We start from the raw sequence: 24,378 nt of genomic DNA on the forward strand, positions 1-24,378 counted from the left end.
TCTCGTCGCGTTCGAAGTGATTATGGCTGAGGGACGCGTGACGAACACTGCGCAAAGACGACCAACTCAGTGACCGGCGTTGAGCCACACTTGTTCCCATAAGGAAGCTGCTCAAGGACGAGTGTTCAGGGGCGTAGGCCAGGTCATGCAGGCAATGGCAAGGGCTAGCAGCCTTGCCGTCCGGGCTCGGCACGCGCAACCCGCGCTAACAGGCGGCAAGGATTTCCCCTCAATCGAAAAACGTGTCCGTCACAAACTGGACCCCAAATCGCTCGAGCGCAACTATCAGCCCGGCTTCGTTGGCCTTGTCGTGAGAATCGGCCGCAGGTGACCAGTACCTCTACATGCGCATGTTTTATTCGCCCGCCGCACAGAGACGCCAGCCTTTCAATTTCACCAAGAGAAAAGTGCGGATTACCGCGCGAGACGAGATCGACGCGCTCCCCGCCAGCACTGTTGAGTTCCTCCCAACGCGACGCAAGCGAATCGAGCGGAAGACAAATCGAAGGAACACAAATGCCTTCAGGCACAACGGCATCCAGCGTCATCGCCTCCGGCGTCACCCCAACGATGCGAAACATCGGTGCGCTGGAGACGGTGGCAAAAGACCGGTCGTTTGAGAGACCGGTCTTCTGTAAGAGGCTAGTGGCTCACTGCGCAGCTTCCTCGATGAGATCGACGACGGCCTGTGGCTGGGAGACCATGACTACATGGGAGGCGCCTTCCACGACGACCGTGCGCTTCGAGCCTGCTCGCTCAGCCATAAAGCCCAATGCCTTGGCAGGAATGTTCTTGTCGCCATTGCCATAAATGAAGTAGGAGGGCAGCGCCTTCCAGGCCGGCTTGCCTGACTTTTCCGTCAGTGCCGCTTCAGTGATCGGACGCTGACCGGCCGCCATAAGCGCAGCGTCATCGGCGCCTACGTCATGAGCGAACTGATCGTGGAACTTTACCTGATCAATGGAGAGGTCCGTGCCGCCGTCGGCTAGCTTTACTGGAGCAGCGAGCGCCTGCCCGAGGGTGCCACCCGGGAACTTGCCGGCAAGATCGGCCGCCGCCTCGCCTTCATCCGGCGCAAATGCCGCCACATACACCAACGACTTGACGTTATCCCTGCCGTTTGCAGCAGTGGTGATCACTTGGCCGCCGTAGGAGTGGCCAACGAGTACGACACGTCCTTCGATGCTTGCGACAACATCGGAGACATAGGCAGCGTCGAATGAGACGCTGCGCAATGGATTGGCGGCGGCAACGACACGGTAGCCATCCTTCTGCAGTATCCGAGTGACACCGTTCCAGCTCGAAGAGTCGGCAAAGGCGCCATGAACGAGAACAACTGTGGGTTTGGCGGGCTGGGCAACCGCGTTACCCGAAAGCAGGGCGCCAACAACGACAAGGCTTGCAACGAACTTCGACATGATAGTTCCTTTTCTAAAGGTCAGGGTGGTGGTTAGAAGGTTCTTTCGCTTGGGGGAGAAGCTGCGGATGTTCAGCCGCGGATGAAAGCGATTCCATAGGCGTTGAAACGGTCAGCTCCGGTCACTCCCACACTATGTAAGGCACGGCAGTGTAATGGGCCGAGTTGTCAATCAGCACGATCTCGTGTTCCGTCGGTGGTAAAAACCGACATCTCGCCCTCCAGGATCAGTATTTGTTTGTGGACGATTAATTTGTGCACGATCTATATGCCCGGTGCTGCGCCATCTGTCAATCGCTTGCAAATAGATTGCCTACAAATTATTTGTGGGGAAAGGAGTCTGCTATGATCGATGCCCCATCTGACCCCGACAACGTCTCGTTCGACGTCAGCGGCATGCTTTGCTTTTCTCTCTATTCTGCAGGCCATGCATTCACACAGCTCTACAGGCCATTGCTCGATAGCCTCGGCCTCACCTATCCGCAGTACCTGGTCATGGTGACGCTGTGGAACCGTGACGGTCAGAACGTGAAGGAACTCGGTAAAATCCTGTTTCTGGATTCCAGTACGCTCACACCGCTCCTGAAGCGGCTGGATGCGGCAGGGCTGATTAGGAGGACCCGCAATCCTAAAGACGAGCGCGAGGTCCTCATTCATCCGACGGAGAAAGGGCACGCCCTGAAAATCCACGCCGCTGATGTCATGCGCTGCATTGAGGAAGCCGTCGGAATGGACGCTGAGGTGGTGCGAGCCGTCAAAGCCTCGATCGACAACATTCGAGACAAGATCAAGTGACCTGAGACCCGACTTCCCTTCAGTTGAGCCATACCAGCCTCGTGAATGGTCCACCCATTCTCAGAGTTGCGCATGTTTTCATACTTGTCCGAGAGATGCGTTACTATGTGCATTCGGGTCGGGTTCAGCCAGAGGAAGAAGGGCTTGCCCTCCGCCTTGGCCTTCTCAATGAACTTGAAGGAGAGGGACTGGATTTCGTCGTCAACGGTCTTCATGCGCTCGGGATAAAGCGTCCCGGCATCTTCGATGCCGTTGTTTGCCCACCTTGCCCCAGCGCGGCATCACCGTGGGATCATCCACCTGTGTCGCCCATGAGTGAACCATGTTGCGCGGACCCACGACATTGAACAACTCTTGCGGATAGCCTGGGTGTGATGGGTGCTCCATGGCGTCGAAGTCGAACCCATGAACGGTCGGAAGAAACTCATTAAGATCGCCAAGATGGTTCTTACCAAATTGACCCGTGGCGTAGCCCATGTCCTTTAGTACGGTTGCAATGGTGGGAGCGGCTGCGGGCAACCCAATCGGTGAACCTGCCTGACCGACCGTCGTCATGCCCGTGCGGACTGGCAATTCGCCGGTAATGAAGTTCGCTCGGCCCGCAGTACAGCTTGCTTCGGCGTAGTAGTCGGTAAAGAGCATCCTTCAGCCGCAAGTTTGTCGAGGTGAGGCGTTCGTCCAGCCATCATGCCACGATTGTAGGCACCTATGTTCCAGATGCCGACGTCATCCGCCAATTCGGCGACTAGGCTGAGACTCACGGCAGGGCCGCCAGCATGGCCGTCCGCTGAGGTCGCCTGTCGGCCGAACCAACACGTTCTATCGGGATCGCCTTCTGAATTCGCTCACCTGAAGCGCCTCGCATCCGAGGCCTTGTACCGAGTTCTTCGGGTCGTCCTTTGCGGATAAGCGAAGCGCCTGTCGCTACAAACGTTTCATCGCCGCAATGGAAAGCCTCCAAGATCAATTAGGCGCGTTGAACGATCTCACCACCGGGCCGGACGTCCTCGACAAACACGGCCTCCGCGAACATCCGGAGGCCGCCCAGCTTGTCTCCCTTGCGAATAAGGCCTCGCTCATCCGCAAAGCGCAGGACGCGTTGGACGATGTGCTCGATGCGAAACGGTTCTGGAAGTGAGCTGACACGGATTTAGACAAGGCTGGAGAACCGTTGGACGTTTGGACGACATCAGTCGCTCACATAAGTTAGCGATACTGCAAGTAGCCAAGGGAGCGAACCTTCGCATAAGGCTATTTTTCCAGCACCAAAACCTTCACCCTTCTCGTCCTCCCCGAGAAGGGCCTCCCCTTCACAAGTTTGATCGGGAACCTGCCATGAGGATCTGGAGTGCGGTATAACGTTTGCTCCGACGAGACCCTCGGGAGCGGGCGGCGCGGTAAACCCATCCGAGAGGCGAGCGCGGGTGAGTAACAATACCTAGGCGGGACAGATCGTGGGCGCCTCGGCGTGCGCATATTCGGACATCCCAATTTACGCTTGTATTAAAACGATACGCCCTCCGGGTGCCCTGTTTGAAACTGTGAACGCAGTAAGTACCCGGCTTCGCAAAGCGCGGATTTGAAGTTTTGGCAGACAACCTCACGCCCGTCCTTGTTGGTCCTGTTTCATCCTGGTGGACACGAACTGCGTCTCCTTGAAACGCGCCTTAAGGTATTTGTGACCCCGTGCAAAGAGACCTTCGCAGGCGGTCCGGGAAGCGACTGCGTGTCAAAGACCTTTCGGCAAATGCGAAGGACTGTTGCGGTTAGCGCGTGATCAACAGACGGCCAGCAACGCACTTGTAAATCCTATATTTTCTATTATTCTCGACATATGGATAACTTAGAAGCAATTCCCGCCCTCGCCGCCCTTGCCCAGTCCACACGGCTCGAGGTGTTCCGCCTCCTTATGAAGCACGAACCCGAAGGCCTCCCGGCTGGCGAGATCGCCAAGCTCATACTCGTGCCGCACAACACGATGTCGACGCATCTAGGCATTCTATCTCGTTCCGGTCTCATCGACAGCGAACGACATAGCCGCTCGATCATCTATCGGGCCAACCTCGACAGTCTCCGTGACCTGACCCTGTTTCTCATCAAGGACTGCTGCGGCGGCAACCCCGAGCTATGCGCTCCATTGATTGCAGACCTCACCTCTTGCTGCCTACCGACGACGCCGACCATTTCCGCAACCTCCGACACCAACCCACGGAACTGATCCAATGACCGACCGAACCTACAACGTCCTCTTCCTCTGCACCGGAAACTCGGCGCGTTCGATCATCGCCGAAGCGATCCTCAACCGGATCGGCTCCGGCAAGTTCAAGGCCTTCTCGGCTGGCTCCCAGCCCAAGGGAGAAGTCCATCCGTTCACGCTGCAGCTCCTCAAGGGTCTGAACCACGACACCGCGTTCGCCCGCTCGAAGAACTGGGAGGAATTCGCGGTCCCCGGCGCGCCCGAAATGGATTTCGTCTTTACCGTCTGCGACAACGCGGCCAATGAGTCCTGCCCCGTCTGGCCCGGTCAGCCCATGACGGCCCATTGGGGCGTCCCTGATCCCGCAGCGGTGGAAGGTACGGAGGCAGAGCGCCACTTTGCGTTTGCCGACACCTACCGGATGCTCAACAACCGGATTTCCATCTTCATCAGCCTGCCGATGAGCACTCTCGACAAGCTCGCCCTGCAGAAACGGCTTGACGAGATCGGTCGCAACCTTCCAAGGGCGGGCTGAAGCCGTGGCATTTGATCTGTCGCGCCGCCTTGCAGCGGAGGCGCTTGGCACCGCCATGCTTGTCGCCACCGTCGTCGGCTCCGGCATCATGGCGGACCGCCTGACAAGCGACGTGGCGCTGTCCCTGCTTGGCAACACCATCCCGACGGGTGCGATCCTTTTCGTGCTGATCACGCTCCTGGGGCCGATTTCGGGTGCACACTTCAATCCTGTCGTGACGATGGTCTTTGCCTTGAAGCGAGAGATCGAGGCACGGTCGGCGCTCTCTTATGTCCTCGCACAAGTTCTCGGTGGCATTGCAGGAACCTTGATCGCCCATGCCATGTTCGAGCTACCGATCCTGCAGATCTCGGCGACGGTGCGCACGGGCTCGGGACAATGGATCGCGGAGGTAGTCGCCGTGTTCGGTCTCGTCCTGACCATTCTCGGCGGCATCCGGTTCCGACCTGAATCCATACCGGCGCTGGTCGCGTTCTACATCACCGCCGCGTACTGGTTCACCGCATCGACATCCTTTGCCAATCCGGCCGTCGCGATCGCCCGAACTTTGTCCGACACCTTCTCAGGTATCCGTCCGATAGACCTGCCCGGCTTCATCGTGGCGGAGGTGCTGGGCGCGCTGCTCGCCATGGCCATTGCAGGATGGATGCTGCGGGAGCCTGAAACCACTCCCGCAACCAACCTCACTCTCAAAGGTGCCGAATGAAAACCACCATCTACCACAACCCCGACTGCGGGACGTCGCGTAATACGCTGGCGATGATCCAGAACGCGGGCATCGAACCGATCGTCGTCGAATATCTGAAGACGCCGCCGTCAAGGGATGAGCTCGTTACGATGATTTCAGACGCGGGTCTGGCTGTTCGTGAAGCGATCCGCGAGAAAGGAACGCCCTACGCAGAACTCGGCCTTGATGATGCCGCCTTGGCTGACGACAAGCTCCTGGACGCCATGATGGACCATCCGATCCTAATCAACCGTCCCTTCGTGGTCACCCCGATGGGAACCCGCCTTTGCCGTCCGTCCGAAGTCGTGCTCGAAATCCTTCCCGACACCCACAAGGGGGCGTTCGCCAAGGAAGACGGCGAACAGGTGCTTGACGCGGAGGGCAAGCGGATTGGCTGATCTCCCCGCTGTCGGCATGGAGCATGTCCGGCTTCCCGACAATGATGCGTTGCGCGTTGCCTTCTCGACGCACAAGCCACGCATTCTCATCCTTTATGGTTCGCTGCGCACGGTTTCCTACAGTCGATTTCTCGCAAAGGAAGCCGCGCGCCTGCTGGAGCATCTCGGATGCGAGGTTCGCATCTTCGATCCGGCGGGCGTTCCCCTCCCCGATGCAGAACCGACGAGCCACCCCAAGGTGCGGGAACTGCGCGAGTTGTCGGAGTGGTCCGAAGGCCAGGTCTGGGTCAGTCCTGAACGCCACGGCGCCATGACCGGAATCATGAAGGCGCAGATCGACTGGATCCCACTTTCGATTGGATCGGTACGGCCGACGCAGGGCAAGACTCTCGCGCTCATGGAGGTGTCGGGCGGTTCGCAGTCGTTCAATGCCTTGAACCAGATGCGCATTCTGGGGCGCTGGATGCGGATGATCACCATCCCGAACCAGTCGTCGGTCGCAAAGGCTTTCCAGGAATTCGACGCCGACGGACGAATGAAGCCGTCTCCTACTATGACCGCGTCGTCGACGTCTGCGAAGAGTTGGTTAAGTTCACACTCCTTACTCGTGACGTCTCCGGCTACCTGACCGATCGCTACAGCGAGCGCAGGGAAGATGCCGAAAGGCTGGAGCAGCGTGCATCACTGAAATCCATCTGAATCACCGTGGAATTTTCACGTTGTATCTGGCCGGACAGTTCGCGCCGTGCCATGACACCCCAAAAACACCGTCTCGCGCGCCGTCAGCCTTCCGACGATACTGGTTGCATTCACCTGATACAGCCACGACCAGAGCTTTGCGGTCATCGGCCGCAACCGGAGCTTCTTGTTCGTCATGGCGGCAGGTTCGACCGTCGGGACCGTCATCGGCGGCCTCCTGCGTCAGCGGCAGGTTTGTCGACGTGCACCCTCAGCCGAACCGAGCCGCCGCGTTCGGGGGACGACTTTCCCCAAAGACCATACTCGACGAGTAACACGTAGTAATCCCCGGTCAGTAATCCGACTTCGCCCTTGGCGGAAAGCACATCGCTGAACTTCCGAAGATACCTCGACACCTGATAGAACGCCCATGGCGAATGCTTTGCTGCGATCAGAATGAGGATTTTGTCGGAGGCCGCTTGGCGGATTGCCATCGCGACCTCCAGCGAGCGATGGTGCTGAGGGGTCAGGAAATCTGAGGCTATTCCGCCTTCAAGCGAACATCCTTTTGCAGTCCCTGACCCAAGAATAACGATCGCCGCCAAAGATACCCCGACCCAAGCGGCGATAACAATCGAGGCCATCGGTGATTGGTATTTGTTAGAAGGCATGGCGGCAACCCCTTATAACAGCAAGTCGGATGCGGTTACCGGCCCGATTAGTTTAAGGTGTCACGATGTTGACCCAGAAGGGATAGTTATCGAGCAAGTCAATGAATTCGGTGAATGCCTCGCTCTTCCCGTCGACCTTCAAGCCGCCAGAGCTGACGAGCGACGTTTCCTTCAGCTGTATCCTGTCGAGAAGCTCCTTGGTGGGGGTCAATTTCACGTCGGCCTTGTCTGCAGGTCTATCCGTGTAGTTCTAGGTCGCATTTTCAACGGTAAGGGCATACTGCTTGCCGAGGTTGTTCGAAATCGACACGCTGATAGGCAGCAACGAACGCATATCCTCGCCCTGCAACAAACGAGCGTCTGGTCTTGCGCCAGAAGAAGGTTACACGAAAATGGACGTTAAATACCCGAAAGCACGGGCCCTTCTGTTCGAAGCGCTCCGAGTGCTGGCCTCATCTCCTGAAAGTATTCAGACCCGGCTGATCGACGCGACCGAAAGTCTGCTGAGCGTGACCATCGATGAGTTCGCCGGCGATCCTGAACTAACAATCAAGTTTGCAAGAATACTCGACCTGATCGCCGTCGATCGGGGTGACGTGGAGGCTACCGCAGTGGAAACGGCCGCCTACATGAGCGACGCCCAAGCCGGCCTCATCGCGGATCTCGTCTGCGACTTCCTTTACGAGATTGCGTAGGCGCGACATCGGCCGGACTAAGGGGCAGCCATGTTTCGAGCAGGATTTGGGGTGGCCCTCATGGCTGGCTTGACGAATACGCGTCTCTGCGAATATCAGAGGCTTACGTCACCCGAGCAGCCGAACCTTTTATCTTTCGAGCAAACGAAGGGTCTCATCTATGTCGTTTTCCCGCCGCAATAACGCGAAGATTACCGGCAACGGTACCCGTACCATGATGTTCGCTCATGGGTTCGGTTGCGATCAGAATATGTGGCGCTATGTAGCACCACAGTTTGAGGACGATTTCCGTGTCGTCACCTTCGACCATGTCGGGGCCGGCGGCTCCGACCTTTCTGCATATGATTTTCAGAAGTACGGGACGCTTGAGGGATATGCCTCCGACATCGTTGAGCTCGGGCATGAGCTTGGAATCGACGACGGCATTTTCGTCGGCCATTCCGTGAGTGCCATGATGGGCGTGCTGGCGTCGTTGAAGGCACCGGAAATGTTCTCCAGGCTCGTGCTTGTCGGCCCATCGCCGCGCTATATCAACGACGGTGACTATCACGGCGGCTTTACCCAGCAACAAGTGGACGAATTGTTGGAGTTCCTAGACAGCAATCATATGGGCTGGTCGCAGGCGATGGCGCCTGTCATCATGGGCAATCCGGAGCACCCCGAGTTGTCAGAGGAATTGACAAACAGCTTCTGCAAGACTGACCCGGAAATCGCCAAGCATTTCGCGCGCGCGACTTTCATGGCGGACAATCGAGACGATCTCGACAACGTGACGGTTCCTTCCCTAATCCTGCAATGTGCTGAGGATGTGATCGCTCCCGTATCCGTCGGTCACTACCTGCATGCCAAACTGCCCGACAGCAAGCTGGTCTTGATGAATGCAACGGGTCACTGCCCGAACCTTAGCCATCCCAAAGAGACGACTGAGGCGATTCGGTCGTTTGTGGACGTCGAATGACCCCGCAGATTGGCAGCGAGGTCGACGAACTCGTCGACCTCTTCGAGAACGCGCCTTGCGGTTACATCTCGGCAGCACCTGACGGACGCATCATGCTTGCCAACAGAACGCTGTCTTCTTGGCTTGGCCTATCCAGTGACAAGATCGTTGGCCGCAGGTTCATCGATTTCCTGACCATGCCTGGGAAGATCTACTTCGAAACCCATTTCGCGCCGTTGGTGACGATGCAGGGCGCATTCAACGAAGTTGCTCTCGACATGGTAAAAGCAGATGGGTCTCGCCTGCCCGTGCTCGTGAACGCTGTCGCGCGGATTGCAGAAGAGGGAGCTGTCCGGTTTATCCGGATTACCATTTTCAACGCGACCGATCGGCGCCGCTATGAAAAGGAACTCCTCGAAGCGAGAGCGGTGGCAGAGCGCGCGGCAACGGCGCTGAAAGACCTGAACGCAAACCTTGAGGAGCGTGTCGCGACGGCAGTGCAGGAAAAAATCGCCGCTGAAACTGCATTGCATCAGGCTCAGAAGATTGAGGCGCTTGGTCACCTCACCGGTGATGTTGCCCACGATTTTAACAACATGCTCGCCGTCGTAATCGGCGGCCTTAACATGGCGCAACGCCGTATCGATCGTGGCGCGCTTGACGACGTTCCTAAATTGTTAGCAGCCGCCCTGGATGGCGCAAACCGCGCCGCGACGCTGACACAGCGGCTTCTGGCCTTCTCTCGGCAGCAGCCGCTGTCGCCAGAAACCGTAGATGCCAACAAGCTAGTGGCGAACATGGCGGAGATCCTTGCCTCTACTCTTGGCGAGGTTATCCAGAAAGAGACTGTGCTGACCTCAGGACTTTGGCGCACAAAGGCCGACGCGAACCAGCTCGAGAACGCCGTGCTCAATCTCGCTGGTCAATGCCCGCGACGCCATGCCAGATGGTGGCAAACAAACGATCGAAACGGCTAATGCCCATATCGATGAAGCCTATGCTGCCGAGCATGACATCGAACCCGGCCAGTACGTCATGATTGCTGTTACTGACACGGGCTGCGGAATGCCGCAGGACATTATCAAAAAGGCGATCGACCCGTTTTTTACGACGAAGCCGGTGGGCAAGGGAACGGGCCTCGGCCTCAGTCAGGTCTTCGGGTTTGCCAAGCAGTCCGGCGGTCACATGAAGATTTATTCGGAGGTCGGTATCGGCACGACGCTGAAGATCTATCTGCCACGTGAGTATGGAAAAGACGATACCGCGCAGCATGTGAGAAATGACAGCGTGCCCCGCGGGGCAGCAAGCGAAGTCGTTCTTCTGGTTGAGGATGATACCAGCGTCCGGGAGATCCACACTCGAATGCTAGAAGAGCTCGCCTATACGGTTATCGCCGTCGACGGACCCATTGCAGCTCTTGCCACTATCGAGCAGCGCCCAGATGTGGCGCTGCTGTTCACCGACATTGTCATGCCGCAGATGAATGGTCGGCTGCTTGCAGACGAGGCAAGGATTAAGCGACCGGGACTGCCGGTGGTGTTTACAACTGGATATAGCCGCAATGCGGTCGTCCATAACGGTGTGCTGGATCCAGGAGTCATTTTCCTTCAAAAGCCCGCGACGCTAGGCGATCTTGCCCGCAAAGTTCGTGCCGCGCTCGATGCGTGACATGGAAATATGACACGATCGCTGTCGCACAAGCCATCGATTGAGACCGCATGAGGTGGATAAAATGACTTGGTCAGACCCGATAGGTGCGGCACAAGACCCGGTTGTTTCGATGTCTGGGCAAGGCTTCCCGGCGTCACCGTTAACGAGCTTTCGCTAAATTCGCCTCATAGGACTTCGTGCGGTTGGCCACCTGCGACCGCGGGCTCGGTCCAGATTTACGGCTGCGGGTGGTGGTTGGCTGGACCGTATGAAACGGGCGTCGCCGCGTCACCCAGCCAAAACCGAACTGTCAAAGCCGATGACTTCGATCACTTCGCCCACGTCATGACGTTTCGCGGACGTTCGCCGCCCGCGACGTTGATCGAGACGATCGAGCAAGCCGCTCGCCAGTGACGATGAACAATTCATCCGGAGCGAGACATTCTTCGCAGATGCCGCACCCATCCTCATCCGTCCAGGCATGGCGTCCGCAACATATGCAAACGCTTGTTTTATTGAAGCGGGCCTTGTCAGTAGCTGGCCGAACGATTTCGACAACACGGTCAGTAACAGTGCTGGTTTGGACCAGTGCTGCATTATCGTATTGTGCAATACACCACAATTGGCTTTCGGGGAAATGCATGAGCGCAGGATTCAAGGGGCCGGAAGGAGACTGGTCGCATCTGGAGAGTTAGCCAGAAATGCAGACTTAGCGCAGTTCACAGTTGCAGTTTGGGTCTCCCCCGGACAGAACTGGGCACTTCCGCCGAGGCCCCCCGCTCGCCGCCCATCACCAGACGCTTAAGAACCGGCCGCTTTCCGTGGATACTCATTTCCGTGTGGTCCACCTCGACGCCGTCGGTCACACAGAAGGATGACGGCTCGATGGAGGTAGAGATCGCCTGGACATTCCCTCTCACCACTTGTTGACTAACCCGCGGTTGAACAATAAATTGCTAACTCGGTCGTTAGGCTTGTCCTCACATGACGGATCAATCTATTCAGCGTCGTCTGGCCGCCATCGTCGTTGCCGATGTGGTGGGATATTCACGCCTGATGGAGGCTGATGAGGTCGCAACGCTGGCGAACCTCAGGGAACTCCGTTCCGGCGTTATCGAGCCGGCTGTGATGCGCTACAACGGTCGCATCTTTAAGGTGATGGGGGACGGATTCCTAATCGTATTCGGTAGCGCGGTGGACGCGGTCGCAGCAGCGTTGGAAATGCAACGGGGCACCACTGCTGTTGGGGCTTCCGGAGACCGGCGCCTGCTTTTGCGTGTAGGCGTTAATCTGGGAGATGTCATTGACGACGGATCAGACGTCCTCGGCGACGGCGTCAATGTCGCAGCGCGCCTCGAGACGCAGGCCGCACCGGGAGGTATCTGCATTTCAGCCAAAGTTCACGGCGAGATCGTCGGCAAGATCGGTGACCGGTTCTTTGATGCAGGCGAACGCTACCTAAAGAACCTGACTCGCCCGGTCCACGTGTGGCATTGGCCGGAGGCGCTTTCGAGCGTATTGCCGCTGCCCGAATGTCCCTCGATCGCTGTATTGCCGTTCAAGAATATGAGTGGGGATGAAGCGGACGCGCCTTTCGTCGACGGCTTGACCGAAGACCTGATCACTGACCTTTCCCGTACGGCTGGCCTGTTCGTCATCGCGCGCAACTCCGTGTACGGCTACAAGGAAAAGCCGGTCGACGTACGGCTGGTCGCCCAGGAACTCGGCGTCCGCTACGTCCTGGAGGGGAGCGCCAGACGCGCAATGGGCCGTGTCCGCATCAATGCCCAATTGATTGACGCGGTTGGCGGCCAGCACTTGTGGGCCGACCGGTTTGACAGGACGGTGGAAGATGTTTTCGAATTACAGGATGAAGTTAACGCCAAGATTGTTGAAGCCCTCGTCGGCCGGCTGACCATCTCGAAGCACCGCAACCGGCCGAAGAACTTTGAGGCGTACGATCTGTGTGTGCGCGCCCGCCTCCTGACGGAAGAGTCGCCGCAAACTGAGCGTGAGGCCTATATGCTGCTCCAACGCGCGGTTGAGCTCGAGCCATCATATGCTGAGGCGGTCGGTCTGCTCGCCTATAACCGTTGGCTTGCCTGGACTCATTTCGGCGAGCCCGAAGATCCTAACCGTCAGATGGCGGCGACGTTCGCGCAGAAGGCGGTCGACCTAGATCCCAACGATGCCGGCTGCCGTTACGTTCTGGGGACCATTTTGGCTTATGAGCGGCGATGGGAAGAGTCAGAGGCCGCCTTCGCCAAGGCCCTGGAGTTGGACCCCAACCACGCCGACACCTGGGCCGCCATGTCGGACATGTCCGTGCTGGACGGCAGGGTTGCCGACGGACTAGCGCAAATCGAAAAAGCTCTGCGGCTCAATCCCTATCCAACCTGCTGGTATCTTTGTCATCTTGGGCAGGCGCAGTACGCCGCTCGTGACTATGAGGCGGCAACCGCGACACTTCGCAGGGAAGACACGTATCGTACCAACTCACGCAAATTCCTGGCTGCTACGCTGGCGCAGTTGGGCCACCGTGAAGAGGCGCGGCGAGAAGCAGAATTGTTCCTGATCGCCCACCCTCATTTCACGATCGGCCATTGGCTCAGTTCCCAGCCGCTGCGCGATGCATCTGTACGAGACCACTTTGTCGACGGCTTTCGAAAGGCCGGCCTGCCGGAGATGTGACAGCGGGTGGGGACAGTCGCGACGCGTTCGAGAACTCGACCGGCGGATATGCGCTGCGCGAGCGTACTTGTCCCGGATCCGTCCCGGTACGCGGTCCACAAGCTGATCGTCGCATCACGCCGTCTTTCCCACGGCGATAGCGCCCTGAAGAAGCTGAAGGACGTTCGCCAGCTGAGATCCTGTTCGAAGCCATGGGTGAGAATCGACAGTCTGTTGACATCGCCTCCATATGTCGAAGCGTGGGAACGAGGTCATGCATGGCAGGAGGGAATCCGAACCGGTGCAGCTTAATGTCAGATATGGGTAGGTGCCCTCTTCGCCTCGCTCGAAGCGGGATGCAAGCAGATCGGGGAAACGCTGATCATTCCATTCTAGGCAGTAGAAGACTGGGATGTCTATGAGCAGCGTTCACAATCTCTGGCACCGACCCGAGCTCGGACAGCCATGGGGTCAGTCCCATCCCTGGGGTCATCTGTGAAGGCCGCCTGATCACACGCCGAAGAACCGTAAGGCGATGGCCGGACCCAGGTTGGCAATCGTCATGTCGGCAACCAAATTCGACAATGAACGGCGTTCATTTGCCAAGCGACCGCAATACCCATCTGCGGCCGTCGCTGCGAAGATCGGTGACGCTTAGAAGGTCGACATCGAGTTTCCAGAGCGAACTGGCAGGAGCATCCAGTGAAGAGAGCACCGCCGCCTTGATGACAATAGGATGGGTCACAACCACAGTATGGCCGCCGGCGGTAAGGTTCTGCGCCATCCACTGCGAGACCCGTTCGAACAGTTGCGTGACCGGCTCGCCACCGTGTGGTGCGGCACTCGGGTCGCTGATCCAAAGGCCCAGGGCATCAGGCTCGCTGGCTGCAATATCGGCCAGAGTTTTGTCTTGCCACCGCCCGTAAGCCAAATCGCGGAAGGCGGGATCGATTGCAGGTGCGGCGCCGATTGCTGCTGCTGTCTCGCGTGCGCTCCGCTCCGGCGCCGATAGCAGTCGGTCCACCCGCCGTAGCGTGCTTCCCATACCCGCAGCGATATTTGCATCGCCCTCCAGCAAGGGCTCATCCGATGAAAAGCCTGAAAGTTTCGTTGCTTCGGTGCGGCCGCGGGAAATCAGGGTCAGACGCGTTGCTCTGCTCAAGACGAGCCTCTTCCATGAACATGACATGGTACAGTCCATGCCGGTGATTGACAGTATTCAGCGCAAGCCTATAACAATTGATCATTGCAATTCGGGAAGCCAGTGAAATTCTGGTGCGGTCGCGCCACTGTAATCGAGAAAATCGAAAGCCAGACCCTGATTGCGGTAAGTCATTCATACGTTGAACGCGCTATTCACAGGGGAACTCGCATGGCCAATATCAGTTACGCACCAGAAACGATCGCCACTCCTGTTCCGATTGGGCAAGTGGCCCCATGGGCGATCTTTGGCGGCCTCCTCCTCCTGATCGCACTCTATTTTGTCAGCACCGAAGAAGGTGCAATGCAAATGATTCCGGGTATGGAAGTTCATGAATTCGTTCATGATGGGCGCCATCTTCTCGGCTTTCCGTGCCATTGAGAGGTACCGCTATGACTGGTCATCTCTTAATGAGGGGCATGATTGCCGGCCTCATCGCCGGTCTATTGGCCTTTGGTTTTGCGAGCGTCTTCGGCGAACCGCAAGTCGAGCTGGCAATCGCCTTTGAAGAACAGATGGCGGCGGCGGAAAACCCGAACGCAACGGCCGAGCCAGACGTGGTCAGCCGCGAGACCCAAGCCGGCATCGGGCTCTTTACTGGCGTGATGACCTATAGCGTTGCTATGGGTGGCATCTTCTCGCTGGTTTTCGCGGGGCTTTACGGCCGCGCCAGCGGGCTTGGCCCACGCGGTCTGTCAGCCGTGCTGGGGATTGCCGCATTCATCGCACTCGTGATCGTGCCTGACCTCAAATACGCGCCAAACCCGCCGGCGGTCGGTAATCCGGAAACGATCGGTGTTCGCACCCAGCTGTTCTTCGTGATGATCGCCGCCTCGATCTTCGGCATGGCGCTGGCATTTGCTGTGGCCAAGAACCTGCGTGAGCGCTTTGGTGCCTGGAATGCCGCCATCCTCGCAGGCAGCGCATATATCGTTTTCATCGCGATCGTTCATGGACTACTGCCGGCGATCAACGAAGTCCCCGAGAACTTCTCGGCAACGAACCTTTATTCCTTTCGTCTTGCGACCCTCGGTCTTCAGGCAACGGTCTGGACAGGTATTGCGCTGGTCTTCGGCTACCTTGCTGAACGGCTTTTGAGCCAAACCGGAAATTACCGTGCGCTTTCCGCCGCGCGTTGATTATCCATTGCCGGGCGCCGCAAACATGCGGCGCCCGTTTCTTATAAGCGGCGTGACACAGCTGTTATCCTGTATTCTTCTTTTGCTGGCCTTCTTGCAAGCCACGGACGTTTTGGCACACGGAAGGTCTTCCACCGGCCCTGTTTCAGGCATCTCTATCCCCAACCTCTCGCATGGCGAGATGGCGGTTTTGACCACATATCGCAGCGACATCATGGGCGTTGCCGATAAGGTCAAACGCACCGACCCGTCGTTCAGGCGGCTGCAGAACTACGCCGCCATTCAATATTCCTATTGCTTCTGGGGTGCAGCCCCCGGCACGATCACGGATGAAGCCAGCCCATTCAACGAATGTGCCCATGCCTATCTGGCGGCGGCCAAGGCGTTGCTCCTCTACATGCGCGCGATGCCGAACGCTGCTCCGGCAATCGCCGAGCTTGTTTCCCAGATCGACACGGAAATGATCCGGACGGGAGCCGCTTTTATCGGCTGTCAGTATTCCGGCGGCTCATTCAATACGGCCGGTGTAGTGACGCCGCATTGGGAAAACGTGCCTGCTCATATGCCGACAATGGCGGCAACAGGCGGGCTGCTGATGATCCTGGCCAGTCCGGTTTTCTTCAGAATCGTGCGCCGTTCGCCTCGCTGACGATCAAGGTGACCAAAAGCCAGCCGACTATACCGCCAACATCCGTAAGGCGCGCCCCACCCCGCACCACTGAGATGCGGGGTGGCCCAGGTCGCGCCGCATTCACACGCGGATCGATAGCACCGAAAAGCGGTGCCGGACGTCCCCCATTTGGGGGAGCTTCTCTTCCCGCCGCCCTATTCGCCGGACCTCAATCCCATGGGAGTGGCCTTTTGCAAGCTCAAGGCCCTGTTGCGAAAACGCCAGAACGAACCTTTGATGCCCTCTCAGACGCTCTCGCGACATCTGTGGTCTCTTCTCCATCAGAGAATGCCGGACCTTCTTAAAAGCAACAGGATATGAGGCGGAATAGATGCAAAAATGTTTAGGGATGACATGAATATCAGCCGAGCGAGGAATTTGCATCATCCTGTCCATCGGGAACATTCACCCAAACATTCCGTCATCGACAGGGCTTCGACCTTCGTAAATACCATAACGTAAGTAATGATCCAGCGGGTTTACACCTGTCGCAGCCACGTCTGGATTAAGCTGAAGGTATCCTGCTGTATCGAAACTCGCCGATGGATCTCGCCCTTCCCGCCAGCCGTCGGAAAGATAATGTTCCAGAGGGTTCACGCCCGCCGTAACCACATCGCCGTAGGTAGCCAAATATCCAGAGGTATCAAAGAAGGAGTTTGGGTCACGGCCCTCACGCCATCCGTACTGAAGGAAATGCTGCTCGGCGTCTAAGCCAGCTGCGGCTATGTCCTTGTTATTCCTGAAATAGAACATGTCGTCGACGAGCGCCATGCCACTATCAATCCTGCGGCCCTCATAGATACCGTTAGAAAGGTAATGGCTCAGTGGGTTTAGACCCAATGCCGCGACATCTGGATTCAGTCGTAAATAGTCGATAGTGTCGAATAGACGCGAAGGATCCCGCCCCTCTTTCCAGCCGTACAGGGCATAATGCTCCAGCGGATTTATGCCGGCGGCGGCAACGTCGGCATATGTTTCGAGATAGTCTGACGTATCGAAGAAGCTGTTGGGGTCGCGCTTTTCTCGCCATCCGCTTTGCGAATAGTGCTGCTCCGCATCCGCGAATGCATGAAAGATATCACTGTTTTGACTGTAGTAATACATATCATCAACGAGCGGGTTGCCGTCGGCCTGAACGATCGTACGATCCAAAAACTGAAATTGCTCGATTGAAAAGAGATGGTCAAATGAACCATTGTTTTCGAGTATCATCGCGCGGTCGTGATACGAAAATTTGGCATCCGTCAGACTGAACTCGAAGGCGGCTGTGTCCCACCCTGCCTGACCGTCCAATGTGTCTGAGCCGTCCCCTCCCTTCAACCAGTCATTGCCGTGTCCTCCAAGCAGCTTGTTGTGCTGAATGTTGCCAATGATAGTATCGTCAGCAGACCCACCGATAGCGTTCTCGACAAGCGACCTAGTATCGTTGTTATGAAGGAGGGCATTGGCAATGTTGCCAACCGCTACTTTCGATCCATCAGTATCAAGTTTCGCCAGTTGTGAAGTGGATGTTGTGGTCCATTCGCCGGGGCGTAGATCAGCTTTTACTGCGGTAGTATAATTTGAAAAGTCATAAGTGTCGGTGCCGCCTCCGTCCCAAACGGTCAGAAAAATATGGTTATCGCCCGGTGCGCCCTGACCTTGCCCATTGACGAACATTTCGCCCGTTGCCCGGCTCCACGAATAGACTGTGTTGCCACTTTGCGTGTTATAATTGGCGCCGTACATATGCTGCAGAGCTGCGATGTCGTACATCATCAGCGATTGAGCAAAGCCCCAAGTCTCGTTTGTATATACTTTATCGTCAGAGCCAACGTAGGAGTTGTAGCTCATCATCGTGTATTCCATAGAGTCGCGACCAGTCGGCATCACGTTGCCCTCATGAGGATGGTCAAGGCCAAGGGCGTGGCCAATCTCGTGGAAGAATGATAGATAGGCATAATTGCCTCTGGCGGGAGCCGTGAAGTGGCCTGACACTGTATTAAACCAGGCGTCTCCACCTTCGGGTGTCGTGGACGGCAAGTACGCCCACGCGGTAATTGGAAGGCTGGACGAGGCAAGCCGGAGATCGGCGTGCTGGATAGTGCTCTCCGCAATCTCTGTGAACGTCACGTCAGCGACCGATGATAACTGCTCGAATGCTGCTCGCGCGGCGTTTTTTTGCGCTGGATTGAGGCCGGAAAAATCATACCATGACTCGTCACTTCCATAATTGGACTCATAAAACGAGGCACTTGCCGGGAAACTGAATGTAAAATCCCGCACTGCCCATTTCCAGTCACCCAGAACGCCGTCAACATAGATATCGCCGGAAAAGGCATAGGTAGTGGCTGCTGGCATGGTTCTCTCTTCATTGATGCTGATTCGTACGAACTGCACGCTGATGGGGCGTGCATGTATACACCCGCGCAACCTTAAATTATCAAGTGTTTTTTGGAGTTATGTAGCAAAAACCATAAGATAGAGATGAACGAACTTCGTTGCGGTTCAGTTAATCTCTTAAAACTCTGTTAATGGTTCTTTCGCCATCGCGCCGCAGATCGGTCGAATCAAGCGCTATTTCTTGGCTCTGCGCATTGAGCACGTTGAGGGTCGGCGGGTGATCGGCGGCATTGTACGATCGCTATACGATACGCTTAAACGTATTGCCCCAAGGCAAACATCTAGAGTTTCCGTGACGGCTTGTTTGCGATAGCAGGCATGCCTTCGGGGCGGATCTGCTTCTTCAGAGCAGCGATGCGGAAGATGGCGTTGCCGGCGCCGTAGCCGCGATAGCCGCACCAGTCGACGATCTCGAAGAAGAAACCCTCACCATAGGTGCCGCTGTAGAGCTGGAAGAATTCGCCGTGCTCGTCGCGGTCGTAGAGAATGTTTTCCGCTTTCAACCGCTCGCTCAGCCCCGGGTCAAGGCCGAACCGGGCTTCGACATCGTCGTAATAATTTTTGGTGAAATCTGCAGCGGCTGGAAACCGTTCTGCTTGAGCGCCTTGGCCGTTGCGAAAATGTCGTCGGTGCTGAAGGCCAGATGCTGAATACCCGAGCCGAAGGTCTCGGCGGTGAAATGGCCGGCAAGCGTGCGGCGGTTTTCCGAGCCGATCAACGTGTAAGGTTCCAATGGGATTCTCGATCACCTGGCTGCGCACGACGCCGGCCGGATCGATGATATCCACCATCGGTGCGTTCTGCGTCTCAAAGATCGCGGTGTAAAACAAGAGCCAAGTCAACAATTCCTCATAGGCAACCGTCTGGGCCATATGGTCGGGTTCGCATTTGTGCCGGGCTGGCTCTCTGTAGGGCAACCAAGTCTGAAAACGGCAGGAAAAACGATCCGCAGCGCACCCAGGAAAATATCCTTGAGGTGGCGACAGAAGAGTTTTCCACCCATGGCCTTGCCGGCGGGCGCGTCGATGCCATCGCCGAGCGGACCCGCACGTCCAAGCGGATGATCTATTATTATTTCGGCAGCAAGGAGGGCCTTTACCTTGCCCATCTGGAGCGCTCCTGTCGCAAGATCCGCACCCTCGAAGCAGATCTCCAGCTCTCCAATCTGGCGCCGGAAGAGGCGCTGCGCGTCCTGATCTCGACGACATTCGATCATGACGAAGCGCACCCAGACTTCGTCCGGCTGGACAACATCGAAAACATCCACCACGCCGCCCATATGCTGCGCTCGGGGGGTGATCCGCGACCTCAACGTCTCGGCATCGAGACGATCGCCGGCATTCTTGAACGCGGCATCAACCAGCTTGTCTTCACCCGCCAGGCCGATCCGATCGACATTCACATGATGATCAGCGAGTTCTGCTTCTTCCGCGTCTTCAACCGATACACGTTCGGTTCGATCTTCCGGCGCGACCTCTCAGAACCAGCAACGATCGAGCGTCACCGGACGATGATCGCCGACGCTGTTATCGGATACCTGAAAGCATAAGGATTGCGCACTCAGCGCGATCTGCTCACTGTGCTGGGTTTCGGCGAAGCATGAAATGGATAGACGCCAAGGCGACGCAAGCCACCGACACCAGGAAGATGGCGCCGGACATTGCGTAGATCACCGGTGATGCGCCCGAATTCATTTTGCCGAACAGCACAACCGGCAAGGTGTTCTGGCGGCCGGCGAGATAGAAGGCGCGGGTGAATTCGTTGAGCGACAGCAGGAAGGAAAAGATGAAGGCGCTGATGAGGCCCGGGCGAATGAGCGGCAATGTAATATCGACGAACTGACGCCACCATGTCGCGCCGAGATCGGCTGCGGCGGTCAGGTATGAACGACGCACGGCGGCAAAGCTGGTGAGGATGACGATGAAAGCAAAGGGCAAGGCCCACAGGAGATGACCCGCGATCACCGTGAGGCTCGAAGCCTTGATGCCGCTTCGCGTAAAAACCGCCGATAACGCCAACCCTTGTATCACCCCCGGCACGAACATCGGCAGGATCACGGTCAGGAACCAGGCTGTCCGCTGCGCGCGCAATTCGAAATAGGCAAGGGTTGCCAAAAGCGACATGCCGGTCGCCAGCACCGCGGTGATTGTCGCGATCATCAGCGACTGCTGCAACGCCCCAACCAGCGCCCGGTCGTTCGGCAGTGCTGCATACCATGTGAGGCTGAGATCGGAGAGGCGCGGCAGGCCGGGCTGCAAGGCCGGATTGAAGGATACGGCCAGCAAGTAGAGCGGCGGCGCATAGATGACAATCAGTCCGGCAATGGTGATTGCCCAAAGCAGGATACGGTTGGATAGGCCTTCCCGGATCATCATGGCGACTGATCCTCAAACAGCGATCCAAGTCCGAAAATGCGGTTGCCGATGAGCACAAGACCGAAGATGACGATCAGGACGATGGTGGAGATCGCGAAGGCCAGCGGATAGTTGGCGACGCGCATGACGTCGTTGATCATCACCGAGACGATCGACGCCCCGGCGCCGCCCAGCATCTGCACTTCGGTGGAGGAGCCGACCACCATGACGAAGACGAACAGGAAGCCCGCAAAGATGCCAGACATGGTCAGCGGCAACAGAATGCTGGTCAGGCTTTTCCAGAAGCCGGCACCCAGATCCTGGGCTGCGGCAAGAAAGGTCGGATCGACCCGGCGCATCGAGAGAAGCAAGGGAAAGGTTGCAAACGGCAGGTAAGAGGCGACCAAACCGACGATGACGGCAAAATTGCTGAACAGAAGCCAGTCGAGTGGCGCGTTGATAATCCCCAGATCCTGCAGCCACGTGTTGAGCACACCAGTGCGCCCAAGAACGAGCCGCCACGAGAAGGACCGGATCAGGTAGGATGTGAAGAAGGGGATTGTGATCAGCGCCAGTAGAATGATGCTGAGCCGCCGTCCGGCAAGGAAATGCACGGCATAGGCTGTCGGATAAGCGATCAGCAGGCACAAAAGTGCCGTTCCGAAGGCCTTGACCAATGTCGAGACGATCACCGTCCATCGCCCCGCCTCCAGTATGCCTGCATATCCGGCGAGGCTCAAATCCGGCTTGATCCAGTATGTCGACGGGTCCCAGCTCCAGAAGCTCCAGACGACGACGATGGTCAGCGGCGCCAACCCGAGCGCCAAGATCGCCAGCAGCGGCGGCGTCATCAGAACAGGTGAAATGGGCAGGCGCGGTCCGGTCATGCTAGTCCTTCAAGGAGTGGAGGCAACGGCAAAGACGCTTGCCGCTGCCAAGGATTGACCTCAGGCATTGCGCAGCTTCTGCCACCATTCTTCGTAGAGCTGAAAATTATCCGGCCGGGCATTCTGCCAGTAGATCTTGCCGGCAAACTTTGCCTTCACGTGCTCGGCCAGCTTTTCGACTTCCTCCGGCTTGTATTCGTCCGGGTGGGCCTTGGCGTAGACAACGTTGTTGTCGGTCGGCACCAGATAGCCGCGCGCCTGGCCGAGTTCGCAGCCGTAGAAGCCACCAAGCAAACCGTCGACGAACTTATGGGCCGTATCCGCAACGCCGCGGTCGCCGGCGCCCTTGAGCAGGACCATGTTGTTGCCCCAGCCTTCATACCCTTCGACGGGGACGGCATATTCCACCTGCAGCCCGCGCTTGCGGCCTTCGTAGACAATCGGCTCCCAGCCGGTCATGGCATCGACCTCCTGATCGGCAACAAGCTGGACGCCCTGCTCCCAGCCGTTCCAGAAGGTTCGGAACTGGCCGTCGGACTTGTGCTTGATCAGGAATTCCATCACCAGGCCGAGTTCGGATTCCGACAGATTGCCGGGATCGGCGATCGGCTGGTTTTCGCTTTCCTTAAGATACATGGCGGTAAAGATGGCGCTGTTGATCCAGGCATCTTCCATCGCCACGCGGCCCTTCAGCTTCGGATCGAAGATGGCGCCATAGCTGTCGATCTTGCCGAGCTTGTCGGGCCGGTAGATGATCGAGTCGGCATTGACGACGGCTGGAATACCGTACTGCTTGCCCTCATGCTTGAGATAGGGAATGTCCTTGGCCCATTGCCATAGGCTTTCGTAATTGGGGATCTTGGCGGTATCCCAGGGAATGATCACCCCCTGGCGCGCCAATTCCTTTTCGGCGCCGCCTTGGAAACCGCCGATATCGAAGAGATCGTTGGCGTTGCCGGCGGCCAGGCGGGCGATGACCGGGCCGAGATCGTTGCCATTATCGGTGAATTCCGGTGTGACGCCGTTCTGCTTGGCAAATTCCGGCCATTTGTCGCCGATATCCAGCGTCGCCGTTGCCCAGAAGGCGACAGTTCCCGCATCCTGCGCTGAAAGACGCGAGGCAAAACCCAAACCTCCGGCAGACAGGGCCATGCCGCCCGCCCCCATCAACTTGAGAAAATCACGCCGCTGCACATTGCTGTGCGACTGAGGTAAAAGTGGTCTGCGCTGCTGTGTCATGAACATTCCCCTTTTGGTTCTTGGCATTCATTGATCAATCGACCGCGGCCTATCACCCGGCCTGCGGTAGTCCCGCGCTGGAAACCAGGACCGCGGCATCGGGCTTGAGCCCAACGCGCACCTGTTGTCCGGCGATAAGTTGCCCGGCCTCCGCGTCCGCCTCAATGGCGATCACCAGTGTCTGGCCATCAGAAAAAGCAAGTTTCAGGTCACGATGCAGACCGCGGAACGTCGTTTCGACAACCGTCAGCAGCAACGAGGATGGCGCGCCTTGCGCCAGAACCAATCGATCCGGACGAATGGCGACCACACTCGCTTCCGGATCCAAAGGTCCCTCCACGCGCACCGGCAACTTTTGGCCGGCAACCGTCGCCTCGACATGACCGTTTGTCGTGTCAATCTTCTCCGGCCGTAGCAATGTATCAATCCCGATAAAACGGGCGACGAAACCATTGGCCGGGGCGTCGAAGAAGCGGGCCGGCGTATCCACCTGTTCGATCCGCCCCTTATGCATGACCGCCATGCGATCCGACAGGCTCAGTGCTTCGTCCTGATTATGGGTAACAAGAATAAAGGTCGCACCTGTCCGCTTGTGCAGTCGCCCGAATTCGTCGCGCATCTGCTGGCGCAGGCGTTCATCAAGGCCCGTCAGCGGCTCGTCAAGCAACAGGATACCCGGTTCCATCACCAACGCACGGGCAAGTGCAACACGCTGCCTCTGGCCACCGGAGAGAATATTGACGTTGCGCGGACCGAAGCCCGAAAGTTCAACCAGATCGAGAGCATCGTTAATCCTGGTGTCCAAGGCAGAACCCGACAGCCCGCACAGGCGAAGTCCGTAACCAACATTCTGCGCGACACTCATATGTGGAAACAGGGCAAGGCTCTGGAAGACCGTATTGACCGGCCGTTTGTTGGCCGCCAAACCGCTGACATCCTTGCCATCGAAACAAACCCGGCCCGATGTCTGCGTATCAAAGCCGCCAATAAGCTTTAGGAGTGAGCTTTTCCCGCATCCCGACGAGCCAAGCAATGTGAAGAATTCACCGGCTTTGATGTCGAGCGTAACATCGTCCAGAGCCTTGACCGGCCCATATTCGCGGCTGACATGATCGACCTGGATCGATATCGCCATC

26 protein-coding genes and 5 pseudogenes are annotated in these 24,378 nt (G+C 57.5%); 17 read left to right on the forward strand and 14 right to left on the reverse strand.

Features of this window, described 5'->3' with window-relative positions:
- Positions 1–164: 164 nt before the first annotated feature.
- Complete coding sequence (locus ACP7E0_RS09110; RefSeq protein WP_426124402.1) at positions 165–581, reverse strand: aconitase X; 417 nt, start codon at positions 579–581, stop codon at positions 165–167.
- Between the two features lie 69 nt (positions 582–650).
- Positions 651–1,418, reverse strand: a complete 768-nt coding sequence (locus ACP7E0_RS09115) for an alpha/beta fold hydrolase (protein ID WP_426124403.1) — start codon at positions 1,416–1,418, stop codon at positions 651–653.
- 344 nt (positions 1,419–1,762) lie between these two features.
- On the opposite strand from ACP7E0_RS09115, the gene ACP7E0_RS09120 reads away from it, so the two are divergent.
- The gene (locus ACP7E0_RS09120; protein ID WP_426124404.1) at positions 1,763–2,212 is read left to right on the forward strand and encodes a MarR family winged helix-turn-helix transcriptional regulator; all 450 of its coding nucleotides are present in this window, start codon (positions 1,763–1,765) and stop codon (positions 2,210–2,212) included.
- A gap of 20 nt (positions 2,213–2,232) precedes the next feature.
- On the opposite strand, the pseudogene ACP7E0_RS09125 reads toward ACP7E0_RS09120, so the two are convergent.
- Positions 2,233–2,952 (reverse strand): annotated as a pseudogene (locus tag ACP7E0_RS09125) (sulfatase-like hydrolase/transferase); the annotation flags it as partial.
- Between the two features lie 236 nt (positions 2,953–3,188).
- Between ACP7E0_RS09125 and ACP7E0_RS09130 the strand changes: the two are divergent.
- From ACP7E0_RS09130 to arsH, 6 genes and pseudogenes are all read left to right on the forward strand, one after another.
- A complete protein-coding gene (locus ACP7E0_RS09130; protein WP_426124405.1) occupies positions 3,189–3,350 on the forward strand; it encodes a hypothetical protein in 162 nt (53 codons plus the stop codon).
- A 696-nt stretch (positions 3,351–4,046) separates the two neighbouring features.
- Positions 4,047–4,430: an ArsR/SmtB family transcription factor gene (locus ACP7E0_RS09135; protein ID WP_426124406.1), complete on the forward strand. Its 384-nt coding sequence runs from the start codon at positions 4,047–4,049 to the stop codon at positions 4,428–4,430.
- Between the two features lie 4 nt (positions 4,431–4,434).
- Positions 4,435–4,944 carry an arsenate reductase ArsC gene (locus ACP7E0_RS09140; protein WP_426124407.1) on the forward strand — a complete coding sequence of 170 codons (510 nt, stop codon included), beginning with the start codon at positions 4,435–4,437 and terminating at the stop codon, positions 4,942–4,944.
- A gap of 4 nt (positions 4,945–4,948) precedes the next feature.
- A complete protein-coding gene (locus tag ACP7E0_RS09145) occupies positions 4,949–5,650 on the forward strand; it encodes an aquaporin (RefSeq protein ID WP_426124542.1) in 702 nt (233 codons plus the stop codon).
- Positions 5,647–6,069, forward strand: a complete 423-nt coding sequence (gene arsC / locus ACP7E0_RS09150; RefSeq protein ID WP_426124408.1) for an arsenate reductase (glutaredoxin) — start codon at positions 5,647–5,649, stop codon at positions 6,067–6,069. The genes ACP7E0_RS09145 and arsC overlap by 4 nt, the downstream gene beginning before the upstream one ends.
- A 16-nt stretch (positions 6,070–6,085) precedes the next feature.
- Positions 6,086–6,768: pseudogene (gene arsH / locus ACP7E0_RS09155) on the forward strand (arsenical resistance protein ArsH).
- Between the two features lie 15 nt (positions 6,769–6,783).
- On the opposite strand, the gene ACP7E0_RS09160 reads toward arsH, so the two are convergent.
- The 3 genes and pseudogenes from ACP7E0_RS09160 to ACP7E0_RS09170 all read right to left on the reverse strand — a co-directional run.
- Positions 6,784–6,975 (reverse strand): hypothetical protein, encoded by a 192-nt coding sequence (locus ACP7E0_RS09160; RefSeq protein WP_426124409.1) that lies wholly within the window; start codon positions 6,973–6,975, stop codon positions 6,784–6,786.
- Entirely contained in the window at positions 6,972–7,418 is a 447-nt protein-coding gene (locus ACP7E0_RS09165; protein ID WP_426124411.1) for a hypothetical protein, read from the reverse strand. The genes ACP7E0_RS09160 and ACP7E0_RS09165 overlap by 4 nt, the downstream gene beginning before the upstream one ends.
- Positions 7,419–7,470: 52 nt before the next feature.
- Positions 7,471–7,650 (reverse strand): annotated as a pseudogene (locus ACP7E0_RS09170) (alkyl sulfatase C-terminal domain-containing protein); the annotation flags it as partial.
- Between the two features lie 61 nt (positions 7,651–7,711).
- Here ACP7E0_RS09170 and ACP7E0_RS09175 point away from each other — a divergent pair.
- The 4 genes from ACP7E0_RS09175 (at position 7,712) to ACP7E0_RS09190 (ending at position 10,718) form a co-directional block, all read left to right on the forward strand.
- Positions 7,712–8,113, forward strand: coding sequence for a hypothetical protein (locus ACP7E0_RS09175; protein WP_426124412.1), 402 nt, complete (start codon positions 7,712–7,714; stop codon positions 8,111–8,113).
- A 160-nt stretch (positions 8,114–8,273) separates the two neighbouring features.
- The gene (locus ACP7E0_RS09180; RefSeq protein ID WP_426124414.1) at positions 8,274–9,071 is read left to right on the forward strand and encodes an alpha/beta fold hydrolase; all 798 of its coding nucleotides are present in this window, start codon (positions 8,274–8,276) and stop codon (positions 9,069–9,071) included.
- Complete coding sequence (locus tag ACP7E0_RS09185) at positions 9,068–10,027, forward strand: PAS domain-containing protein (RefSeq protein WP_426124415.1); 960 nt, start codon at positions 9,068–9,070, stop codon at positions 10,025–10,027. Before ACP7E0_RS09180 ends, ACP7E0_RS09185 begins: the two co-directional genes overlap by 4 nt.
- On the forward strand, positions 9,990–10,718 hold the full coding sequence (locus ACP7E0_RS09190) for a response regulator (RefSeq protein ID WP_426124416.1): 729 nt from the start codon (positions 9,990–9,992) through the stop codon (positions 10,716–10,718). The genes ACP7E0_RS09185 and ACP7E0_RS09190 overlap by 38 nt, the downstream gene beginning before the upstream one ends.
- A gap of 270 nt (positions 10,719–10,988) precedes the next feature.
- Here ACP7E0_RS09190 and ACP7E0_RS09195 read toward each other — a convergent pair whose 3' ends face one another.
- Complete coding sequence (locus ACP7E0_RS09195; RefSeq protein ID WP_426124417.1) at positions 10,989–11,297, reverse strand: hypothetical protein; 309 nt, start codon at positions 11,295–11,297, stop codon at positions 10,989–10,991.
- 387 nt (positions 11,298–11,684) lie between these two features.
- On the opposite strand from ACP7E0_RS09195, the gene ACP7E0_RS09200 reads away from it, so the two are divergent.
- Complete coding sequence (locus ACP7E0_RS09200; RefSeq protein ID WP_426124418.1) at positions 11,685–13,391, forward strand: adenylate/guanylate cyclase domain-containing protein; 1,707 nt, start codon at positions 11,685–11,687, stop codon at positions 13,389–13,391.
- 63 nt (positions 13,392–13,454) lie between these two features.
- Positions 13,455–13,676, forward strand: a pseudogene (locus tag ACP7E0_RS09205) (GSU2403 family nucleotidyltransferase fold protein); the annotation flags it as partial.
- Between the two features lie 289 nt (positions 13,677–13,965).
- Here the strand turns inward: ACP7E0_RS09205 and ACP7E0_RS09210 are convergent.
- Entirely contained in the window at positions 13,966–14,532 is a 567-nt protein-coding gene (locus tag ACP7E0_RS09210) for a histidine phosphatase family protein (protein WP_426124419.1), read from the reverse strand.
- 210 nt (positions 14,533–14,742) lie between these two features.
- On the opposite strand from ACP7E0_RS09210, the gene ACP7E0_RS09215 reads away from it, so the two are divergent.
- The 3 genes from ACP7E0_RS09215 to ACP7E0_RS09225 are packed head-to-tail and all read left to right on the forward strand — an operon-like array spanning position 14,743 to position 16,359.
- Entirely contained in the window at positions 14,743–14,952 is a 210-nt protein-coding gene (locus ACP7E0_RS09215; protein ID WP_426124420.1) for a CbtB domain-containing protein, read from the forward strand.
- Between the two features lie 11 nt (positions 14,953–14,963).
- Positions 14,964–15,710 (forward strand): CbtA family protein, encoded by a 747-nt coding sequence (locus ACP7E0_RS09220; RefSeq protein WP_426124422.1) that lies wholly within the window; start codon positions 14,964–14,966, stop codon positions 15,708–15,710.
- Positions 15,688–16,359 (forward strand): hypothetical protein, encoded by a 672-nt coding sequence (locus ACP7E0_RS09225; protein ID WP_426124424.1) that lies wholly within the window; start codon positions 15,688–15,690, stop codon positions 16,357–16,359. Before ACP7E0_RS09220 ends, ACP7E0_RS09225 begins: the two co-directional genes overlap by 23 nt.
- A 426-nt stretch (positions 16,360–16,785) precedes the next feature.
- Here the strand turns inward: ACP7E0_RS09225 and ACP7E0_RS09230 are convergent, their stop codons facing one another.
- The gene (locus tag ACP7E0_RS09230; RefSeq protein ID WP_426124426.1) at positions 16,786–18,720 is read right to left on the reverse strand and encodes a M10 family metallopeptidase; all 1,935 of its coding nucleotides are present in this window, start codon (positions 18,718–18,720) and stop codon (positions 16,786–16,788) included.
- A 323-nt stretch (positions 18,721–19,043) separates the two neighbouring features.
- Positions 19,044–19,640 (reverse strand): annotated as a pseudogene (locus ACP7E0_RS09235) (3-keto-5-aminohexanoate cleavage protein); the annotation flags it as partial.
- Positions 19,641–19,729: 89 nt separating this feature from the next.
- Here ACP7E0_RS09235 and ACP7E0_RS09240 point away from each other — a divergent pair.
- Positions 19,730–20,311 carry a TetR/AcrR family transcriptional regulator gene (locus tag ACP7E0_RS09240; protein WP_426124543.1) on the forward strand — a complete coding sequence of 194 codons (582 nt, stop codon included), beginning with the start codon at positions 19,730–19,732 and terminating at the stop codon, positions 20,309–20,311.
- 25 nt (positions 20,312–20,336) lie between these two features.
- On the opposite strand, the gene ACP7E0_RS09245 is transcribed toward ACP7E0_RS09240, so the two are convergent.
- Genes ACP7E0_RS09245 through ACP7E0_RS09260 form a run of 4 tightly spaced genes read right to left on the reverse strand, consistent with a single transcriptional unit; the run spans position 20,337 to position 24,377 of the window.
- Positions 20,337–21,137 (reverse strand): ABC transporter permease, encoded by an 801-nt coding sequence (locus tag ACP7E0_RS09245; RefSeq protein ID WP_426124427.1) that lies wholly within the window; start codon positions 21,135–21,137, stop codon positions 20,337–20,339.
- Complete coding sequence (locus ACP7E0_RS09250; RefSeq protein WP_426124428.1) at positions 21,134–22,003, reverse strand: ABC transporter permease; 870 nt, start codon at positions 22,001–22,003, stop codon at positions 21,134–21,136. Before ACP7E0_RS09250 ends, ACP7E0_RS09245 begins: the two co-directional genes overlap by 4 nt.
- 60 nt (positions 22,004–22,063) lie before the next feature.
- Positions 22,064–23,242 (reverse strand): ABC transporter substrate-binding protein, encoded by a 1,179-nt coding sequence (locus tag ACP7E0_RS09255; RefSeq protein WP_426124429.1) that lies wholly within the window; start codon positions 23,240–23,242, stop codon positions 22,064–22,066.
- Positions 23,243–23,294: 52 nt separating this feature from the next.
- A complete protein-coding gene (locus ACP7E0_RS09260; RefSeq protein WP_426124431.1) occupies positions 23,295–24,377 on the reverse strand; it encodes an ABC transporter ATP-binding protein in 1,083 nt (360 codons plus the stop codon).
- Between the last annotated feature and the right edge of the window lies 1 nt (position 24,378).

The organism is Pararhizobium sp. PWRC1-1 (assembly GCF_049897905.1).
GTDB lineage: Bacteria > Pseudomonadota > Alphaproteobacteria > Rhizobiales > Rhizobiaceae > Pararhizobium.

Coding starts and splice junctions, on each gene's coding strand:
- ACP7E0_RS09110 (WP_426124402.1), bottom strand. CDS start 581: ATGTTTCGCATCGTTGGGGTGACGCCGGAGGCGATGACGCTGGATGCC.
- ACP7E0_RS09115 (WP_426124403.1), bottom strand. CDS start 1,418: ATGTCGAAGTTCGTTGCAAGCCTTGTCGTTGTTGGCGCCCTGCTTTCG.
- ACP7E0_RS09120 (WP_426124404.1), top strand. CDS start 1,763: ATGATCGATGCCCCATCTGACCCCGACAACGTCTCGTTCGACGTCAGC.
- ACP7E0_RS09135 (WP_426124406.1), top strand. CDS start 4,047: ATGGATAACTTAGAAGCAATTCCCGCCCTCGCCGCCCTTGCCCAGTCC.
- ACP7E0_RS09140 (WP_426124407.1), top strand. CDS start 4,435: ATGACCGACCGAACCTACAACGTCCTCTTCCTCTGCACCGGAAACTCG.
- arsC (WP_426124408.1), top strand. CDS start 5,647: ATGAAAACCACCATCTACCACAACCCCGACTGCGGGACGTCGCGTAAT.
- ACP7E0_RS09160 (WP_426124409.1), bottom strand. CDS start 6,975: ATGACGGTCCCGACGGTCGAACCTGCCGCCATGACGAACAAGAAGCTC.
- ACP7E0_RS09165 (WP_426124411.1), bottom strand. CDS start 7,418: ATGCCTTCTAACAAATACCAATCACCGATGGCCTCGATTGTTATCGCC.
- ACP7E0_RS09180 (WP_426124414.1), top strand. CDS start 8,274: ATGTCGTTTTCCCGCCGCAATAACGCGAAGATTACCGGCAACGGTACC.
- ACP7E0_RS09185 (WP_426124415.1), top strand. CDS start 9,068: ATGACCCCGCAGATTGGCAGCGAGGTCGACGAACTCGTCGACCTCTTC.
- ACP7E0_RS09190 (WP_426124416.1), top strand. CDS start 9,990: ATGCCAGATGGTGGCAAACAAACGATCGAAACGGCTAATGCCCATATC.
- ACP7E0_RS09195 (WP_426124417.1), bottom strand. CDS start 11,297: ATGCAGCACTGGTCCAAACCAGCACTGTTACTGACCGTGTTGTCGAAA.
- ACP7E0_RS09200 (WP_426124418.1), top strand. CDS start 11,685: ATGACGGATCAATCTATTCAGCGTCGTCTGGCCGCCATCGTCGTTGCC.
- ACP7E0_RS09215 (WP_426124420.1), top strand. CDS start 14,743: ATGGCCAATATCAGTTACGCACCAGAAACGATCGCCACTCCTGTTCCG.
- ACP7E0_RS09220 (WP_426124422.1), top strand. CDS start 14,964: ATGACTGGTCATCTCTTAATGAGGGGCATGATTGCCGGCCTCATCGCC.
- ACP7E0_RS09230 (WP_426124426.1), bottom strand. CDS start 18,720: ATGCCAGCAGCCACTACCTATGCCTTTTCCGGCGATATCTATGTTGAC.
- ACP7E0_RS09245 (WP_426124427.1), bottom strand. CDS start 21,137: ATGATGATCCGGGAAGGCCTATCCAACCGTATCCTGCTTTGGGCAATC.
- ACP7E0_RS09250 (WP_426124428.1), bottom strand. CDS start 22,003: ATGACCGGACCGCGCCTGCCCATTTCACCTGTTCTGATGACGCCGCCG.
- ACP7E0_RS09255 (WP_426124429.1), bottom strand. CDS start 23,242: ATGACACAGCAGCGCAGACCACTTTTACCTCAGTCGCACAGCAATGTG.
- ACP7E0_RS09260 (WP_426124431.1), bottom strand. CDS start 24,377: ATGGCGATATCGATCCAGGTCGATCATGTCAGCCGCGAATATGGGCCG.